Below are 16,123 nucleotides of genomic sequence, written 5' to 3' on the forward strand. Positions count from 1 at the left end.
GGCCCTTGGTCAAAGATGATCGACGTCGATCACGGCGTCCGCAAAGGCGCGCGGCGCTTCCTGCGGCAGGTTGTGGCCGATGCCGCCGCGGATGAGTTCATGCCTGTACTTGCCGGTGAAGCGCTTCGCGTACGCCGCCGGCTCCGGATGCGGGGCGCCGTTCGCATCGCCCTCGAGGGTAATCGTCGGCACGCTGATGGCGGGGGACCTGGCAAGGCTGGCTTCCAGCCCCGCATACCTGGCTTCGCCGTCGGCCAGGCCGAGCCGCCAGCGGTAGTTATGGATCGTGATGGCGGCGTGGTCCGGATTATCCAGCGCCGCGGCGCTGCGCTCGAAGGTGGCGTCGTCGAAGCGCCATTGCGGCGAAGCGGTCTGCCAGATCAGCTTTGCGAAATCGTGGCGGTTCTTGTCGTAGCCGGCGCGGCCGCGCTCGGTGGCGAAGTAGAACTGGTACCACCATTGCTGTTCCGCGGCCGGGGGCAGCGGCTGCTTGCCCGCCTCCTGGCTGCCGATCAGGTAACCGCTCACCGAGACCAGTCCCTTGACGCGCTGCGGCCACAGGGCCGCGACGATGTCCGCCGTCCGTGCGCCCCAGTCGTAGCCGGCCAGGATGGCCTTGTCGATCTTCAGCGCATCCATCAGCTCGACTGTGTCGGCCGCGAGCGCCGCGGGTTCGCCGTTGCGCACCGCATGCGCATCGAGGAAGCGGGTCGTGCCATAACCGCGCAGGTGCGGCACGATCACGCGGTAGCCGGCCCTGGTGAGTAGGGGAACCACGTCGATGTAGCTATGGATGTCGTAGGGCCAGCCGTGCAGGAGGATGACGACGGGACCATTGGCCGGCCCTTCGTCCACATAGCCGACATTCAGGACGCCCGCCTCGACTTGCCTGATGGTGGCGAAGGAGCGCGTGTGCGTTTCCGCCTGCGCCAGGCCCGGCAGGGCGAAGGAGGCAGCGGCCAGCGTTGCGGCCGCTGCCAGGAGGCCGATACTGGACTGCTTGTCGTGCGTCTTCATGGTTCACTCCGGTGACGGTTCAGGGAAGAATTCTTAAAATTAATTATCACGATAATGATTATGACCATAACTTTAGACGAAGCCGGCCGACTTTTCAAGTACGATAATCATTATCTCGATAATTAATTCAAAGGATGTCAGATGAGCAAAAATGACCAGGATCGCCAAAACATCGCGAAGCTCGGCGACTTCATGTGCTTTGCCGTCTACTCGACCAACCTCGCGTATTCGCGCGTCTACAAGCCGGTCCTCGAACAGCTTGGACTCACCTACCCGCAATACGTCACCATTATTTCGCTCTGGGAAGAGGACCGGCAGACGGTCAAGGGTCTCAGCGAGAAGCTGTTCCTGGAGCCGAGCACGCTCACGCCGATGCTCAAGCGCCTGGAAGCGATGGGATATGTGCGCCGCGAGCGCGACCCCGAGGACGAGCGGAGCGTGCGGGTGTCGCTGACGGAGGCCGGACGCCAGCTGCGGGAAAAGGCTTTCGATTACCGCGAGATCACGGCGAAAGCCTCGGGGCTGACGCCGGAAGAGTTCCGCACCCTGCAAAAGGCCATCGTGAATCTACGGACCAACCTCGTCGATGCGGCCGGTCCGTCGTCCTGAGCTCAGGATTCGCCCTCGGGACTCACGATCTTCAGGAAGGCCCGCACCACCGGCGCATCGTCCTGGATCGGGTAGGTGATATACAGGTTCGCCGACGGCGGGTTCCCCTTGATCGGCAGGAAGCGCACGCCCGGCCAGCCGATCCGGCCGGTGGTTTCCGGCATCAGGGCGACGCCCAGGCCCGCGCCCACCATCGCCAGCAGGGTCTGCGGCTCGGCGGCTTCCTGGAAGACGGTCGGCTGGAAGCCGGCATTCACGCAGCACTGGATCAGGTAGCGCGGTTCGGCCGACTGGTCCAGGTGCAGGGTCAGCAGCGGCTCGCCGGCAATGTCGGTCAGGGCGATGCTGTCCTTCTTCGCCAGCGGATGCTGGGCGTTCACCGCCACGCAGTAGTCTTCCTGGAAGCATAGCTCCTGGCGCAGGCCGGCGTGCTTGAGTTCATCGGCGTCGCGCTTCGGTTCGCGCCAGAAGCCGACGTCGATCTGCTTGCCGCGCAGGGCGTCCCACTGTTCGTTCGGGCCGAGTTCGTGGATGGTCCAGGTCACGCGCGGGAACTGGCTCTGGAACTGCTCCAGCAGGCCGGGGATCGGGCCCCACATCGCCGAGCCGACGATGCCGACGCGCAGTCGTCCGACCTCGCCGCGGTCGATCTGGCGGATGGTGTCGACCGCCATGCGCATGCGGCCCAGCAGGTCCGATGCTTCCTGCATGAAGGCCTTGCCGGCCACCGTCAGCTCGAAGCTGCGGGTGGTGCGCGCGAACAGGCGCACCCCCAGCTCGCTCTCCAGCTTCATGATCTGCTGCGAGAGCGGCGGCTGCGAGATGTGCAGGCGCTCGGCGGCGCGGCTGAAGCTTTTCTCTTCGGCCACCGCGAGGAAGTATTTCAGCTGCTTCAGGTCGATCGACATGGGCTCAGGCCTTGAGCGCGACGGCCAGCTTTGCGCCGACCTGGGCGTTGTGCTTGACCAGCGCGATGTTGGTGGCGAGGCTGCGACCGTTCGTCAGTTCCTTGATGCGCGCCAGCAGGAAGGGGGTGACCGCCTTGCCCTTCACGCCCTGCTGATCCGCTTCGCGCAGGGCCTGGGCAATGATGGCGCCGATCTCTTCGTTCTGCATCGCCGCGGCTTCGGGCACCGGATTGCTGACCACCACGCCGCCTTCCAGGCCGAGCTGCCACTTGGTGCGGATGAAGCGCGCCTGTTCTTCCGGGGTGTCGAGCTGGAAGTCGGCCCTGAAACCGCTGTCGCGCGTGAAGAAGGCAGGGAAGGCCGCCTGGCCCACGCTCACCACCGGCACGCCGTGGGTCTCGAGGTATTCCAGGGTCAGGCCGATGTCGAGGATGGACTTCACGCCCGCGCACACCACCGCGACGCCGGTCTGCGCCAATTCCTGCAGGTCGGCCGAGATGTCGAAGCTGGTCTCGGCGCCGCGGTGCACGCCGCCGATGCCGCCGGTGACGAAGACTTCGATGCCGGCCAGCTTCGCGCAGATCATGGTGGCGGCCACGGTGGTGGCGCCGAGCTTCCCGGTGGCCAGGACATAGGCCAGGTCGCGGCGGCTGACCTTGATCGCTTCCTGCGACTGGCCCAGCAGCTCGAGCTGCTCGTCGGCCAGGCCGATGCAGATGCGGCCGTCGATGATGGCGATGGTGGCCGGCACCGCGCCGGCGTCGCGGATCACCTGTTCGACTTCGCGCGCGGTCTGCACGTTCTGCGGGTAGGGCATGCCGTGCGAGATGATGGTCGACTCGAGGGCGACGACCGGCTTGCCGGCGGCGCGGGCGGCCTGTACTTCAGGGGAAAACTGGAGGAAGGATTGCATGTTCAGTCCTGGGTGTTCGTGTTGATAAGAGTGTCGGGCCCGAGCCGCGGGTGCACCGTTTCCGGCACGCCGAGGGTCAGGGCCGACAGCTTCAGGCCGCGCCGGCAGGCCAGGCCGAGGTCGTCCGCATCCTGCAGCAGCGACCAGCATACGGCGGCCGCGAAGGCATCGCCGGCGCCGGTGACGTCGACCACCTCGGCGCCATGCGCGTACAGGCGCACGATCTGGTCTTCACCCGCGCCGCCGCGCGTGTACAGCACGCCCTCGGCGCCGCGCGTGACGATCAGGTCGCGCGCGCCCTGGGCCCGCACTTCGGCCACCGCCGCGTCGAGATCGGTCTCGCTGGCCAGTTCGCGCCCGACCCGCGCCGCCAGTTCGCCGCGGTTCAGGATCAGGACGCGCACGCCGGCGAGGTCGCGCGGCAGGCGCGCCATCTTCGGCTCGGACACCGCCACCAGCACCAGCGGCACCTCGGCAAGGCGCGCCTCGGCAAGCACCGCATCCACCGTCTCGAGCGGCAGGTTGAGGTCGGCCACCACCAGCGCGCTGGTCGCGATCCTGGCCTGGCTGGCGGCGACGAAGGCCGGATCGAGGCGGTCGTAGAGGGCCATGTCGGCCAGCGCGACCAGCATCTCGCCATCCTGGTCCAGCACCGCCGTGTAGGTGCCGCTGGCCACATCCGGGAGCTGCAGCGTGCCCCCGGTGTCGATGCCGAGGCTTTGCGCATGCGCGAGCAGGGCGGCGCCCGAGCTGTCCTTGCCGGTCGCAGTCAATAAAGCAACTGCCGTGCCCAGGCGCGCGAGGTTCTCGGCGATGTTGCGTGCGACGCCGCCGAAGGATTCGCTCTGGCTGGCGGGATTCGAGGTGTGCATCGCGATGTCGGCCAGCGAACGCAGTTTGCGGTCGAGGTTGGCCGCGCCGATGCAGGTGACGGGGCGGCGGTCCGGCAGGACGTAGGCGCGCCCGAGCAGCTTGCGCTCGCGGATCAGGCCGGCGATATAGCCGGCCACGGCCGAGCGCGACAGCCCCAGGCTGGCGGCCAGGTCCTGCTGCGCGATGAAGGGATTTGCGCGGATCAGCTCAAGCAACTGTTGTTTTTTGGAGTGCTCGGTCACGGTAGGGCCATTCAAACGAATATAAACAATTGTTTGAGATGTTAAACACTTGTTTGAGGGGCGTCAACGTAAAGCTTTGCCCCTGTTGCCGAGGCGGGCCCGGCGATGTATCCGAAGGCGATGGAACGGCACAGCCTATTTATACCTTATTCATATAAATCGAGCAAAAATTTGGTATTTGCCATACCAATCCACGATAATGCATGATCTGATTATTTTGGTGCACCGGATTCCCAATTCCGTGCGCCGGGCAGTACAGGCCGCCTCACCGGTCCACCCAACCTGAATACCTCATCCAGCGATATCACAAGGAAGCCATCCATGCTCAGCAACACCCCATTCGAAGCCGCCGACGTCATCCGCGCCCGCAAGCCCGGTTTTACGCCGCGTGTGGCGCTCATCCTCGGCTCCGGTCTCGGCGTGCTGGCCGAGCAGATGACGGACGCGGTGGCGATCAGCTACGCCGACCTGCCTGGCTTCCCGATCAGCACCGTGCACGGCCATGCCGGCGAACTGGTGCTGGGCACCCTGGCGGGCGTGCCGGTCGCCTGCATGAAGGGCCGCGGCCACTTCTATGAAGGCTACGGCGCCAGCGTGATGACTTCCGCGGTCCGTACCCTGAAGCTGATCGGCTGCGAACTGCTGTTCGTGACCAATGCCGCCGGCTCGCTGCGTCCGGAAGTCGACGCCGGCAGCATCGTCGTGCTGACCGACCACATCAACCTGCTGCCGGGCAGCCCGATGGCCGGCCCGAACGACGACCGCTTCGGCCCGCGCTTCTTCAGCATGGCCAACGCCTACGATGCCGAGACCCGCGAGATGGTGAAGGCCGTGGCCGCGGAGAAGGGCATCACCCTGCACGAAGGCGTCTACCTGTCGACCCCGGGCCCGCACTTCGAGACCGCCGCCGAGATCCGCGCCTTCCGCACCATGGGCGCGGATATGGTCGGCATGTCGGTGGTCCCGGAAGTGATCGCCGCCCGCCATTGCGGCCTGAAGGTCGCGGGCATGTCCGCCATCACCAACCTGGCCGAAGGCCTGACCCCGTTCCCGCTGTCGCACGAGCAGACCCTGAAATATGCTGCCGTGGCGGCCAAGGACCTGGTGGCGCTGCTGCACGCATTCATCGAACGCCTGGGCGCAACCGCCAAGGCCTAACACGTCGTCCCCGCGCAGGCGGGGATCCAAGTTTGTCGGGTAGTCGAAACGCACGTAAGCTTGGGTTCCCGCCTCCGCGGGAACGACGGTAGAAAAGAGAGATATTTTTATGTCACGCGCATTCATCCTCCTGCTTGACTCCTTCGGCCTCGGCGCGCTGCCCGACGCCGACAAGTACGGCGACACCGGCGCCAATACCCTCGGCCACATCGCCGCATGGGCGGCAAAAGAGGGCAAGCCGATGTCGCTGCCGACCCTCGAAAAGATCGGCCTCGGCGCCGCCGCGCACAAGGCCAGCGGCGCATGGCCGGCCGGTTTCGAACAACGCGAGGGCTTCAGCGGCGCCTGGGGCGTCGCCCGCGAGCAGTCGACCGGCAAGGACACGCAGAGCGGCCACTGGGAAATCGCCGGCGTGCCGGTGCTGTTCGACTGGGGCTACTTCCCGAAGACCGTGCCGTCCTTCCCGCAAGAGCTGACCGACAAGCTGCAGGAGATCACCGGCGTGGCCGGCTGGCTGGGCAACTGCCACGCTTCCGGCACCACCATCATCAACGAGCTGGGCGACGAGCATGTCGCCAGCGGCAAGCCGATCCTGTACACCTCGGCCGACTCGGTGCTGCAGATCGCCGCGCACGAAGAGCACTTCGGCCTGGAGCGCCTGTACGAAGTCTGCGAAGCAGCCTATGAACTGGTCAAGCCCTACAACATCGGCCGCGTGATCGCCCGTCCTTTCGTCGGCAGCAACGGCAACTACAAGCGCACCAGCAACCGCCACGACTACGCCGTCCCGCCGGTCGCGCCGACCCTGCTGGACCACGTCAAGGACGCCGGCGGCGAGGTCATCGCGCTGGGTAAAATCAGCGACATCTTCGCGGGCCAGGGCGTCACCCAGCTGATCAAGGGCGCCGACAACATGGCGCTGTTCGACCGCCTGCTGGAAGTGGCCGACACGGCTGCCGACAAATCGCTCACCTTCGTGAACTTCGTCGACTTCGACATGCACTTCGGCCACCGCCGCGACGTGGCGGGATATTCGAACGCACTGCACGAACTGGACGCGCGCCTGCCGGACTTCATCGCGAAACTGAAGGAAGGCGACCTGGTCGTGATCACCGCCGACCACGGCTGCGACCCGACCTGGCCCGGCTCCGATCACACCCGCGAACACATCCCGATGCTGTTCTTCGGCCCGGCCGCGCCCGCGCAGGAACTGCCGGTGGCCGACACCTTCTCCGATATCGGCGCAACGCTTGCCAAACACCTCGGCGTCAAACCTCTCTCGAACGGAACTGCCCTGCTATGAGCCCGAACCTCGATTTCAAACGTAATACGGCCATCGGCCTCGACCTGGGCTGGATCAACCACCTCAAGGTCAACCGCAACGCCGCCGACCGCCGCGCCGCCAGCCTGGCGAACCGCCGCACGGTCAAGAAGGACTACCAGGCTGCCTGGCTGGTGAAAGCCATCCAGTGCATCGACCTGACCACCCTGTCCGGCGACGATACCCCGGGCCGCGTCGAGCGCCTGTGCATGAAGGCGATGCGCCCGCTGCGCACCGACCTGATGCAGGCACTGGGCCTGGACAACCTGACCACCGGCGCCGTCTGCGTGTACCACGAGATGATCACCCCGGCCGTGCAGGTGCTGAAGGGCCGCCTGCCGATCGCCGCGGTGTCGACCGCGTTCCCGGCCGGCCTGTCGAGCATGGAAACCAAGCTGCGCGAGATCGAACTCTCCGTGGCCGCCGGCGCGACCGAGATCGATATCGTGATCACCCGCCAGCACGTCCTGACCGGCAACTGGCAGGCGCTGTACGACGAGATGCTGGCCTACCGCCAGGCTTGCGGCGAAGCGCACGTGAAGGCGATCCTGGCGACCGGCGACCTGGTCACGCTGGAAAACGTGGCCAAGGCCTCGTGGGTCTGCATGATGGCGGGCGCCGACTTCATCAAGACCTCGACCGGCAAGGAAGGCGTGAACGCGACCATCCCGGTGTCGCTGGTGATGGTGCGCGCGATCCGCGAATACTACGAGCGTACCGGCTTCAAGGTCGGCTACAAGCCGGCCGGCGGCGTCAGCACCGCCAAGTCCGCGCTGCAGTACCTGACCGTGATGAAGGAAGAGCTGGGCAACGAATGGCTGCAGCCGCACCTGTTCCGCATCGGCGCCTCCAGCCTGCTGACCGACATCGAGCGCCAGCTCGAGCACCATGTCACGGGCTTCTACTCGGCCGCCCACCGCCACGCGCAACCTTAACGTCAAAAATTCACGGATTCGTCATGCCGACTATTAAAGAGATTCTTCAGACTATGGATTACGGTCCCGCACCCGAAAGCACCAAGGAAGCGCAAGCGTGGCTGGACCAGCATGGCCGCCGCTTCGGCCTGTTCATCGACGGCGCCTGGCTTGACGCCACGGAGACCTTCGGCTCCTTCAACCCGGCCGACGGCAGCGAACTCGCCCAGGTGACGCAAGCCACCGGCGACGACGTGGAGCGCGCCGTCGCGGCTGCGCGCCGCGCCCAGCCGGGCTGGGTCGCCATGGGTGGCCACGGCCGCGCCAAGGTGCTGTATGCGATCGCCCGCCTGCTGCAGAAGCACGCGCGCCTGTTCGCGGTGCTCGAGACCCTGGACAACGGCAAGACCATCCGCGAGACCCGCGATGCCGACCTGCCGCTGGCCGCGCGCCACTTCTACCATCACGCGGGCTGGGCCCAGCTGCAGTCGGAAGAATTCGCCGACTACCGCGCCGTCGGCGTGGTCGGCCAGATCGTGCCGTGGAACTTCCCGCTGCTGATGCTGGCATGGAAGATCGCACCGGCGCTGGCCGCGGGTAACACCATCGTCTTCAAGCCGGCCGAGTTCACCTCGCTCACGAGCCTGCTGTTCGCCGAGATCTGCCAGCAGGCCGGCGTGCCGGCGGGCGTGGTCAATATCGTCACCGGCGACGGCCGCGTGGGCGAAGCCATCGTGAACCACCCGGGCATCGACAAGCTGGCCTTCACCGGCTCGACCGAAGTCGGCCGCATCATCCGCAAGGCCACCGCCGGCACCGGCAAGAAGCTGTCGCTGGAACTGGGCGGCAAGTCGCCCTTCATCGTCTTCGAAGATGCGGACCTCGACGCCGCCGTCGAAGGCCTGGTCGATTCGATCTGGTTCAACCAGGGCCAGGTCTGCTGCGCCGGCTCGCGCCTGCTGGTGCAGGAATCGGTCTACCCGCGCTTCATCGCCAAGGTCAAGGCGCGCATGCAGAACCTGCGTGTCGGCTCGCCGCTCGACAAGTCGAACGACATCGGCGCGCTGGTCGATCCGGTGCAGCAGCAGCGCATCCACGGCCTGGTCGAAGCGGCCCGGCTCGAGGGCTGCGAAATCTGGCAGCCGGCCTGCGAAGCGCCTGCCGCCGGTGCCTGGTACCTGCCGACCCTGATCACCGGCGCCTCGACCTCGGCGGCCGTGGCCCAGACCGAAATCTTCGGCCCGGTGCTGGTGGCGATGAGCTTCCGCACCCCGGGTGAAGCGGTCCAGCTGGCCAACAACACCGTCTACGGCCTGGCCGCCTGCGTCTGGACCGAGTCGATCAGCCTGGCGCTGGACGTCGCCCCGGCCATCAAGGCGGGCGTGGTGTGGATCAATACCGCGAACCAGTTCGACGCCGCCTGCGGCTTCGGCGGTTACAAGGAATCGGGCTTCGGCCGCGAAGGCGGCAAGGAGGGCATGTACGAGTACTTGACCCCGCTGGCGGAAGACCGCCGCCCGGCCGCGCCGCTCATCGCCGAGAAGGGGAAAGTGAAGCAGTCGGAAGAGGGCAACCCGTTCGCCGTCGACCGCACCGCCAAGCTCTACATCGGCGGCAAGCAGGCCCGCCCGGACGGCGCCTACAGCCGTGCGATCGTGGGTGCGAACGGCGCCTTCCTGGCCGATATCGGCGAAGGCAACCGCAAGGACATCCGCAACGCCGTCGAAGCCGCGCACAAGGCGGCCGGCTGGTCCAAGGCCACCGCGCACAACCGCGCGCAGGTGCTGTACTACATCGCCGAGAACCTGGCCGTGCGCGCCGACGAATTCGCGTCGCGCATCGCCCAGCAGACCGGTTCGAAGAACGCCGCCGCCGAAGTCCAGGCCTCGATCGAGCGCCTGTTCTACTGGGCCGCCTGGGCCGACAAGTACGACGGCCTGGCGCACCAGCCGCCGATGCACGGCATCACCGTGGCGCTGAACGAGCCGGTCGGCGTGATCGGCATCGTCTGCCCGAACGAGAATCCGCTGCTGGGCTTCGTCTCGCTGGTGGCCCCGGCCCTGGCGCTGGGCAACCGCGTGATCGCCGTGCCGTCGGAAGCGCATCCGCTGTCCGCGCTGGACCTGTACCAGGTGCTGGACACCTCGGACCTGCCGGGCGGCGCGCTGAACATCGTCACCGGCTCGGCTGACGAACTGGCGCGCACGCTGGCCTCGCACTTCGACGTCGACGCCGTGTGGCGCCACGACGGCTCGGCGGAAGGTTGCGCCGAAGTCGAGCGTCTGTCGGCCGAGTCGCTGAAGCGCACCTGGACCGGCGGCGCGAAGGGCCGCGACTGGTTCGATCCGAAGCAGGCTTGCGGCAAGACTGTGCTGCAGCATGCGTCGCAAGTCAAAAACGTCTGGATCCCGTACGGCGTCTGAGGGAACCTCGATAAACCTACTGCGCGTTGGATTGTTGGCCTGCGATGCTCGCCGTACCGAATGTACGGCTGCGCTTCTCGGCCAACACTCCTTCCGCTCGCTACGGTTTCTCGAGGTCCCGATACGTTCGTAAAAAATTGAAAGAAGCATTATGTTTTTACCCCAAGAAATCGTCCGCAAAAAGCGCGACGGCGGCATCCTGAGCAAGGAAGAAATCCAGTTCTTCGTGCGCGGCATCCCCAACGGTGACGTCACCGAAGGCCAGATCGCGGCCCTGGCGATGGCCGTCTACTTCAACGACATGAACATGGACGAACGCGTCGCCTTCACGCTGGCGATGCGCGATTCCGGCCAGGTCATGGAGTGGAAGTCGCTGAACCTGCCGGGACCGGTGGTCGACAAGCACTCGACCGGCGGCGTCGGCGACGTCGTCTCGCTGATGCTGGGCCCGATGATCGCGGCCTGCGGCGGCTTCGTGCCGATGATCTCGGGCCGCGGCCTGGGCCACACCGGCGGCACGCTGGATAAATTCGATTCGATCCCGGGCTACTCCACGGTACCCGATCCGGACCTGTTCAAGAAGGTCGTGAAGGAAGTCGGCGTCGCCATCATCGGCCAGACCGCGCAACTGGCGCCGGCCGACAAGCGCTTCTACAGCATCCGCGACACCACGGCCACCGTGGAATCGGTGGCGATGATCACCGGCTCGATCCTGTCGAAGAAACTGGCGGCGGGCCTCGACGCGCTGGTCATGGACGTCAAGGCGGGCAGCGGCGCCTTCATGCCGAGCTACGAGAAATCGGTGGAGCTGGCCGAGTCGATCGTCAAGGTCGGCAACGGCGCCGGCACCAGGACCTCGGCGATCCTGACCGGCATGAACGAATCGCTGTGCCCGGCCGCCGGCAATGCGGTCGAAGTGCGCGTCGCGATCGACTACCTGACCGGCAAGTCGCGCCCTGCGCGCCTGCACGAAGTCACGATGGCGCTGTGCGCCGAGATGCTGCTCATCTCCGGCCTGGCAGCGAGCCTCGACGAAGCCCGCGCCAGGCTGCAGCACGCCCTGGATTCGGGCGAAGCCGCCGAGCGCTTCGCGCGCATGGTCACCGCCCTGGGCGGCCCGGCCGACCTGATGGACAAGCCGGACGCCCACCTTGCCAAGGCGCCGATCGTGGTGCCGGTGCCGGCCCTGGCGTCGGGCTACGCGTATTCGACCGACTGCCGCGGCCTGGGCCTGGCCGTGGTTGCCCTGGGCGGCGGCCGCGTGCGCCCACAGGATCCGATCGACTTCGCCGTCGGCCTGACCGACCTGGTCGAGCTGGGCGATAAGATCGACGCCGGCCAGCCGCTGGCCATGGTGCATGCGCGCACCCGGGAAGCAGCCGAGCAGGCCGTGCGCCAGGTGCAGGCGGCTTACCGCATCGCGCTCGATGCGCCGGCTGCGCAGCCGATGATCTACAAGACGATTCGTCCGTAAACCACTACCGTCGTCCCCGCGCAGGCGGGGACCCAAGTTCATCATGAAATACGACAAACTGATCGACGAAGCCCGCGCCGCCCGCGAACTGGCCTACACGCCGTACTCGAAGTTCAAGGTCGGCGCCGCGCTGGAATGCAGGGACGGCCGCATCTTCCGCGGCTGTAACGTCGAAAATGCTTCCTACGGCCTGTGCAACTGCGCCGAGCGCACGGCCTTCTTCTCGGCCATCGCCCACGGCTACAAACCCGGCGACTTCACGGCCCTGGCCGTGATCGGCGACACCGAGGGCCCGATCGCCCCTTGCGGCGCCTGCCGCCAGGTGGTCCTGGAACTGGGTGGCAACGAGCTGCCGGTGGTGCTGACCAACCTGAAGGGCGACCTGATGGAGACCACCGCGGCCGCTCAATTGCCGAATGCCTTCGGTGGCTGGGACCTGCAGAAATAATCGGGAAAAGCCGGCGGGACCTCTATCCTATTCGAAACGAATAGTGCGCTGCGCATGGATGAGTTGCGGTAGTGTTTATTAACTCCGATGCAACAAATTCGAGAGGATCCCGCCCGGTCTGCCGCTGATGTCGGCACAGGATGACCGGGCGTTTTCATGTTCTTCGACAGCGATGTCCTGTTCATAAAAAACCATGAAAAACACCTGTGCTTCACTTGCCGTCGCGCTCGCGGCGGTTTTCGCCTCCATCAACCCGGCACAAGCGACTGTCATCGACTTCAACGGCCTTTCCGGTGCTCCTTATCCGGGAGGGTATGCGGCGTATGGCGGTCTCTATACCTACATCGAAGGTCCGGTGAGCCTGCAAGGCTTTACTTTCGTGCCGACCAATCCCTATCCGTATCAGTATTTCGCGGGCGATCTCAACGCCCTTATTTTTTGCTATGGCTGGAACGATCATTGCGCCGCGAATGCTACCGATTACCTGTTGAGCTCGGCGACGCAGTCGATCCGGCGCAGCGACGGCGGTGTGTTCAAGCTGAACGCGTTTGACCTCGGCAATTATGTCGACGACGACGACGCCAGTCCGGCCCAGTCCAGCTTCCTGGTCGAAGCCCGGCGCGCCGATGGCAGCACCGTCAGCCAGATCATCATGCTGGATGCGATACCCAACTACGCATCCGGCCCTGCCGGCGACCTCAATCATTTCACCTTTACCGGCTTCGACAACATCACCTCCGTGAACATCAATCTGCTGACGGCGCGGAAGTGGACCGGCATGGTGCTGGACAACGTCGACGTAACGGCGCTCGGTTCCGCCCAGGTCCCGGAACCGGCTTCACTGGCCCTGCTGGGCATCGGCCTGGTCGGCCTGCTGCGCCGGCGCCCGCGCTCCTGACATCCTGCAGGCCCGTGAGCCAATCGGGGCGCAGCGCCGATGCCGGGATCACGGCGGCAACGCCCTGCGGCTGGCGGCGACCTGCGTCCCTTCCACGACCTCGAACACGGTATCGCCCGCTTCAAGGGACTATAAATCCGACTTGAAATCCTGACCACACCCTCAACATGGGGCTTATCCGGATTCATATTAAGGAGGCAAGGTCATGAGCCCGCAAGATTCACAGATGTTGCACGATTTCCTGAGCCAGCTGATCCAGGCGCGCGGTATCCAGAAAGATCCGGAAGCCGACGCGCAGATCCAGCGCGCGGTCGCCCAGCAGCCGGACGCCGCCTACCTGCTGGTGCAGCGCTCGCTGCTGCTGGAGCAGGCGCTGAAGGGCGCCAAGGACCAGATTGCACAGTTGCAAGACCAGATGCGCAGCGCCCAGCAGGGCGATCGGCGATTCCTCGACGCCAATACCTGGGGCAACAGCGGCGCTTCGCAGCCCGCCAATGCGCAGATGCAGCAGGAGCGGCGCGAATACCAGCGCGATCCGCGCGACTATCCACCGCAATACCAGCAGCAGTATCAGCCGCAATACCAGCAGCCGCCGGCGGGCGGCGGCATGTTCGGCGCGCGTTCCGGCGGCTTCCTGGGCGGCGGCGGTGGCCTGCTGGGCTCGATCGCGGCCACCGCGGCCGGCGTCGCAGCGGGCAACTTCCTGTTCCAGGGTATCGAAAACATGTTCGGACACCACGAGCGTGGCGGCAATCATCTGCTGAACAGCGATGATCCGGGCAACAATCTGTTCAACGACCAGTCGGGCAGTTCGCTGGCCGATCAGGCCGGCCTCGGCGACGTCGGCCAGTCCTCCGGCAACCGCCTGCTCGACAGCGGGTCCGGCGACGTCGCCTCGGAAGGCCTGTTCGACAGTGGCCTCGACGACGGCGGGAGCCTGGACAGCAATGGCGGCTTCTTCGACGGCGACGGCTCCGACGAAGGCCTGTTCGGCTGACACTCCCTCAGGGCCGCGGCACAGCGAGCCGCGGCGGCGACTCACATCTGCTGGAACAGATAGGTGTGATTGCGGCTCACCTCGAGCTCGAACGGCTGGTTGCGCAGCCTGAGCATATGGCGTCCGCGCAGGTCGCGCGTGACTTCGCCGATGGCGTCCACGCGCACCAGGGTCGAGCGGTGGATGCGCCAGAACTCGTCCGGGTCGAGCTCTTCGGCCAGCTCCTTCAGCGTCTTGCGGATCAGGAATTCGCCGCCGGCCGTCTGCACCCGCGTGTACTTTTCGTCGGACTGGAAGAACAGCACTTCGCGCGTGCTCACCATGCGCAGGCTGGCGCCGACCTGGGCCTGGATCCAGTGCAGGTAGCCGGTCTTCGGCCTGCCGTTGCCCATGTTCTGCCCCCGGTTTTCCAGCAGCGACGTCAGCCTGGCCAGCTGCTGGCCGATGTCCGGCTGCGCGGGCGCGGGCGCCTGGCGTTGCGATTTCAGTTGCAGCTGCAGGCGTGCGCAGGTCGTCGCCAGGCGCTCGGCGCTCACCGGCTTGAGCAGGTAGTCGAGCGCGCCCTGTTCGAAGGCGTCCAGCGCGTACTGGTCGTAGGCGGTGGCGAACACGATGTGCGAGTGCCGGTACAGCCGGCGCGCGGCGTCGATGCCGCTCAGGCCCGGCATGCGGATGTCGAGGAAGGCGATGTCGGGCCGGAGCCGCTCGCCCAGTTCGACGGCCTCGACGCCGTTCGCGGCTTCGGCGACGATCTTCAGTTCCGGCCAGGCCGCCGCCAGGCGCGCGCGCAGCAGGTCGCGCATCGGCGCTTCGTCGTCGGCGATCATGGCGGTCAGTACGCCTTCCTCGTTCATGCGGTCTCCATCATCTTGTAGGGCAGTTTGATCAGGGCGCAGGCGCCGCCGCCCGGCGGGGTGTGGATCACCAGCTCGGCATTCGCGCCGTACAGCAGCTGCAGGCGTTCGCGGATGTTCGCCAGGCCGACGCCGTCGTCAGCCAGCGGGTCGATGCCGACCCCGTCGTCGCAGACTTCGACGTGCAGGGTGGCCCCGTCCACGTAAGCGCGCACGGTGACGGTGCCGCCCGCGATCTTCGGCTCCAGGCCGTGCTTGATCGCGTTCTCGATCAGGGTCTGCAGCATCATCGGCGGGAAGGGCGCGCTGCCGAGGAAGACCGGCACCTCGAAGCGGACATTCAGCCTCTCCTTCATCCGCGCCTGCATGATCGAAAGATAGGCCTTCGACAGCTCGACCTGCTTGCCGAGCGTGCCGCCGTCGCGGGCGCGCATCTGCGGCAGGGTCGAGCGCAGGTATTCGATCAGGTGGGCGTGCACCCGCGCCGCTTCCGGCGGATCGGTCTCGATCAGCTGGCCGATCAGGGCCAGGGTGTTGAACAGGAAGTGCGGCTCGACCTGGGCCTGCAGCGCGGCCATCTGCGCCTCCATCAGGCGCCGCTCCAGCGTGGCGACATTCGCCTGCATGGTCGCCTCCTTCGCCACCAGCTCGGCTTTTCTCTTGCCGCCGGCGAGGATCTTGACGCCGAAGGAGGCGATGAAATACCAGGCCGCCAGCTGTTCCACGTTCAGGGGGATGCAGACCAGGAAGGCAAGGAACCAGGTCAGCGCCAGCTGGCGCCATTCGACCACCGCGAGCCAGTCGAAGAAGCGCCACCACAGTTTGCTGGCTTCGTTGAAGGCGTCGCGCAGGAAGTCGAGTCCGCGGTTGATCTGGCTGGCGCTCATGGCATCGCGGCGCCGGGGCCGTCTCCGCGGAAGGGTTGGAAAGTAATAGCGTTCATGAGCAGTTCCCGTGAGTCGATGATGCCACTGTAATCCCGGCGCCGGGCGGCCGCCAGCCGCCGACGACGAAGTGCAGAAACAGGGGGACAGGCGGTTGGCCGTGGAGATGAGCGGCCATGTTTCCTGGGTA

At 66.1% G+C, this 16,123-nt stretch carries 15 protein-coding genes; 9 read left to right on the plus strand and 6 right to left on the minus strand.

Going from position 1 to position 16,123, the window contains the following annotated elements:
- Nucleotides 1–9: 9 nt before the first annotated feature.
- Entirely contained in the window at nt 10–1,017 is a 1,008-nt protein-coding gene (locus tag AM586_RS20215; RefSeq protein WP_047824607.1) for an alpha/beta fold hydrolase, read from the minus strand.
- A gap of 141 nt (nt 1,018–1,158) precedes the next feature.
- Between AM586_RS20215 and AM586_RS20220 the strand changes: the two genes are divergently transcribed.
- Nucleotides 1,159–1,626, plus strand: coding sequence for a MarR family winged helix-turn-helix transcriptional regulator (locus AM586_RS20220; protein ID WP_047824605.1), 468 nt, complete (start codon nt 1,159–1,161; stop codon nt 1,624–1,626).
- Nucleotides 1,627–1,628: 2 nt separating this feature from the next.
- On the opposite strand, the gene AM586_RS20225 is transcribed toward AM586_RS20220, so the two are convergent.
- From AM586_RS20225 to AM586_RS20235, 3 genes are read right to left on the minus strand one after another with little or no spacing between them, the layout of a single operon-like run.
- A complete protein-coding gene (locus AM586_RS20225; RefSeq protein WP_047824603.1) occupies nt 1,629–2,534 on the minus strand; it encodes a LysR family transcriptional regulator in 906 nt (301 codons plus the stop codon).
- A 4-nt stretch (nt 2,535–2,538) separates the two neighbouring features.
- A complete protein-coding gene (locus AM586_RS20230) occupies nt 2,539–3,447 on the minus strand; it encodes a pseudouridine-5'-phosphate glycosidase (RefSeq protein WP_047824602.1) in 909 nt (302 codons plus the stop codon).
- A gap of 2 nt (nt 3,448–3,449) precedes the next feature.
- Nucleotides 3,450–4,562, minus strand: a complete 1,113-nt coding sequence (locus tag AM586_RS20235) for a carbohydrate kinase (protein WP_047824600.1) — start codon at nt 4,560–4,562, stop codon at nt 3,450–3,452.
- 321 nt (nt 4,563–4,883) lie between these two features.
- Between AM586_RS20235 and xapA the strand changes: the two genes are divergently transcribed.
- The 8 genes from xapA to AM586_RS20275 all read left to right on the plus strand — a co-directional run bounded on the left by xapA (nt 4,884) and on the right by AM586_RS20275 (nt 14,195).
- Nucleotides 4,884–5,720 (plus strand): xanthosine phosphorylase, encoded by an 837-nt coding sequence (xapA, locus tag AM586_RS20240; RefSeq protein WP_047824598.1) that lies wholly within the window; start codon nt 4,884–4,886, stop codon nt 5,718–5,720.
- 109 nt (nt 5,721–5,829) lie between these two features.
- Nucleotides 5,830–7,023 (plus strand): phosphopentomutase, encoded by a 1,194-nt coding sequence (locus AM586_RS20245; RefSeq protein ID WP_047824596.1) that lies wholly within the window; start codon nt 5,830–5,832, stop codon nt 7,021–7,023.
- Nucleotides 7,020–7,976 (plus strand): deoxyribose-phosphate aldolase, encoded by a 957-nt coding sequence (gene deoC, locus AM586_RS20250; RefSeq protein WP_047824594.1) that lies wholly within the window; start codon nt 7,020–7,022, stop codon nt 7,974–7,976. Before AM586_RS20245 ends, deoC begins: the two co-directional genes overlap by 4 nt.
- A 23-nt stretch (nt 7,977–7,999) precedes the next feature.
- Entirely contained in the window at nt 8,000–10,378 is a 2,379-nt protein-coding gene (locus AM586_RS20255) for an aldehyde dehydrogenase family protein (protein WP_373887927.1), read from the plus strand.
- A gap of 151 nt (nt 10,379–10,529) precedes the next feature.
- Nucleotides 10,530–11,852 (plus strand): thymidine phosphorylase, encoded by a 1,323-nt coding sequence (gene deoA / locus AM586_RS20260; RefSeq protein WP_047824589.1) that lies wholly within the window; start codon nt 10,530–10,532, stop codon nt 11,850–11,852.
- A 43-nt stretch (nt 11,853–11,895) separates the two neighbouring features.
- Nucleotides 11,896–12,300, plus strand: a complete 405-nt coding sequence (locus AM586_RS20265) for a cytidine deaminase (RefSeq protein WP_047824587.1) — start codon at nt 11,896–11,898, stop codon at nt 12,298–12,300.
- Nucleotides 12,301–12,493: 193 nt separating this feature from the next.
- Nucleotides 12,494–13,198 (plus strand): PEP-CTERM sorting domain-containing protein, encoded by a 705-nt coding sequence (locus AM586_RS20270; protein WP_082439417.1) that lies wholly within the window; start codon nt 12,494–12,496, stop codon nt 13,196–13,198.
- Between the two features lie 205 nt (nt 13,199–13,403).
- Nucleotides 13,404–14,195 carry a DUF2076 domain-containing protein gene (locus AM586_RS20275; protein ID WP_047824581.1) on the plus strand — a complete coding sequence of 264 codons (792 nt, stop codon included), beginning with the start codon at nt 13,404–13,406 and terminating at the stop codon, nt 14,193–14,195.
- A gap of 41 nt (nt 14,196–14,236) precedes the next feature.
- Here AM586_RS20275 and AM586_RS20280 read toward each other — a convergent pair whose 3' ends face one another.
- Both AM586_RS20280 and AM586_RS20285 read right to left on the minus strand, forming a co-directional pair.
- Complete coding sequence (locus AM586_RS20280; protein ID WP_047824579.1) at nt 14,237–15,049, minus strand: LytTR family DNA-binding domain-containing protein; 813 nt, start codon at nt 15,047–15,049, stop codon at nt 14,237–14,239.
- On the minus strand, nt 15,046–15,936 hold the full coding sequence (locus AM586_RS20285; protein ID WP_047824577.1) for a sensor histidine kinase: 891 nt from the start codon (nt 15,934–15,936) through the stop codon (nt 15,046–15,048). The genes AM586_RS20280 and AM586_RS20285 overlap by 4 nt, the downstream gene beginning before the upstream one ends.
- Nucleotides 15,937–16,123: the final 187 nt, after the last annotated feature.

The sequence above is a fragment of the Massilia sp. WG5 genome (assembly GCF_001412595.2).
Taxonomy (GTDB): Bacteria; Pseudomonadota; Gammaproteobacteria; order Burkholderiales; family Burkholderiaceae_D; genus Telluria.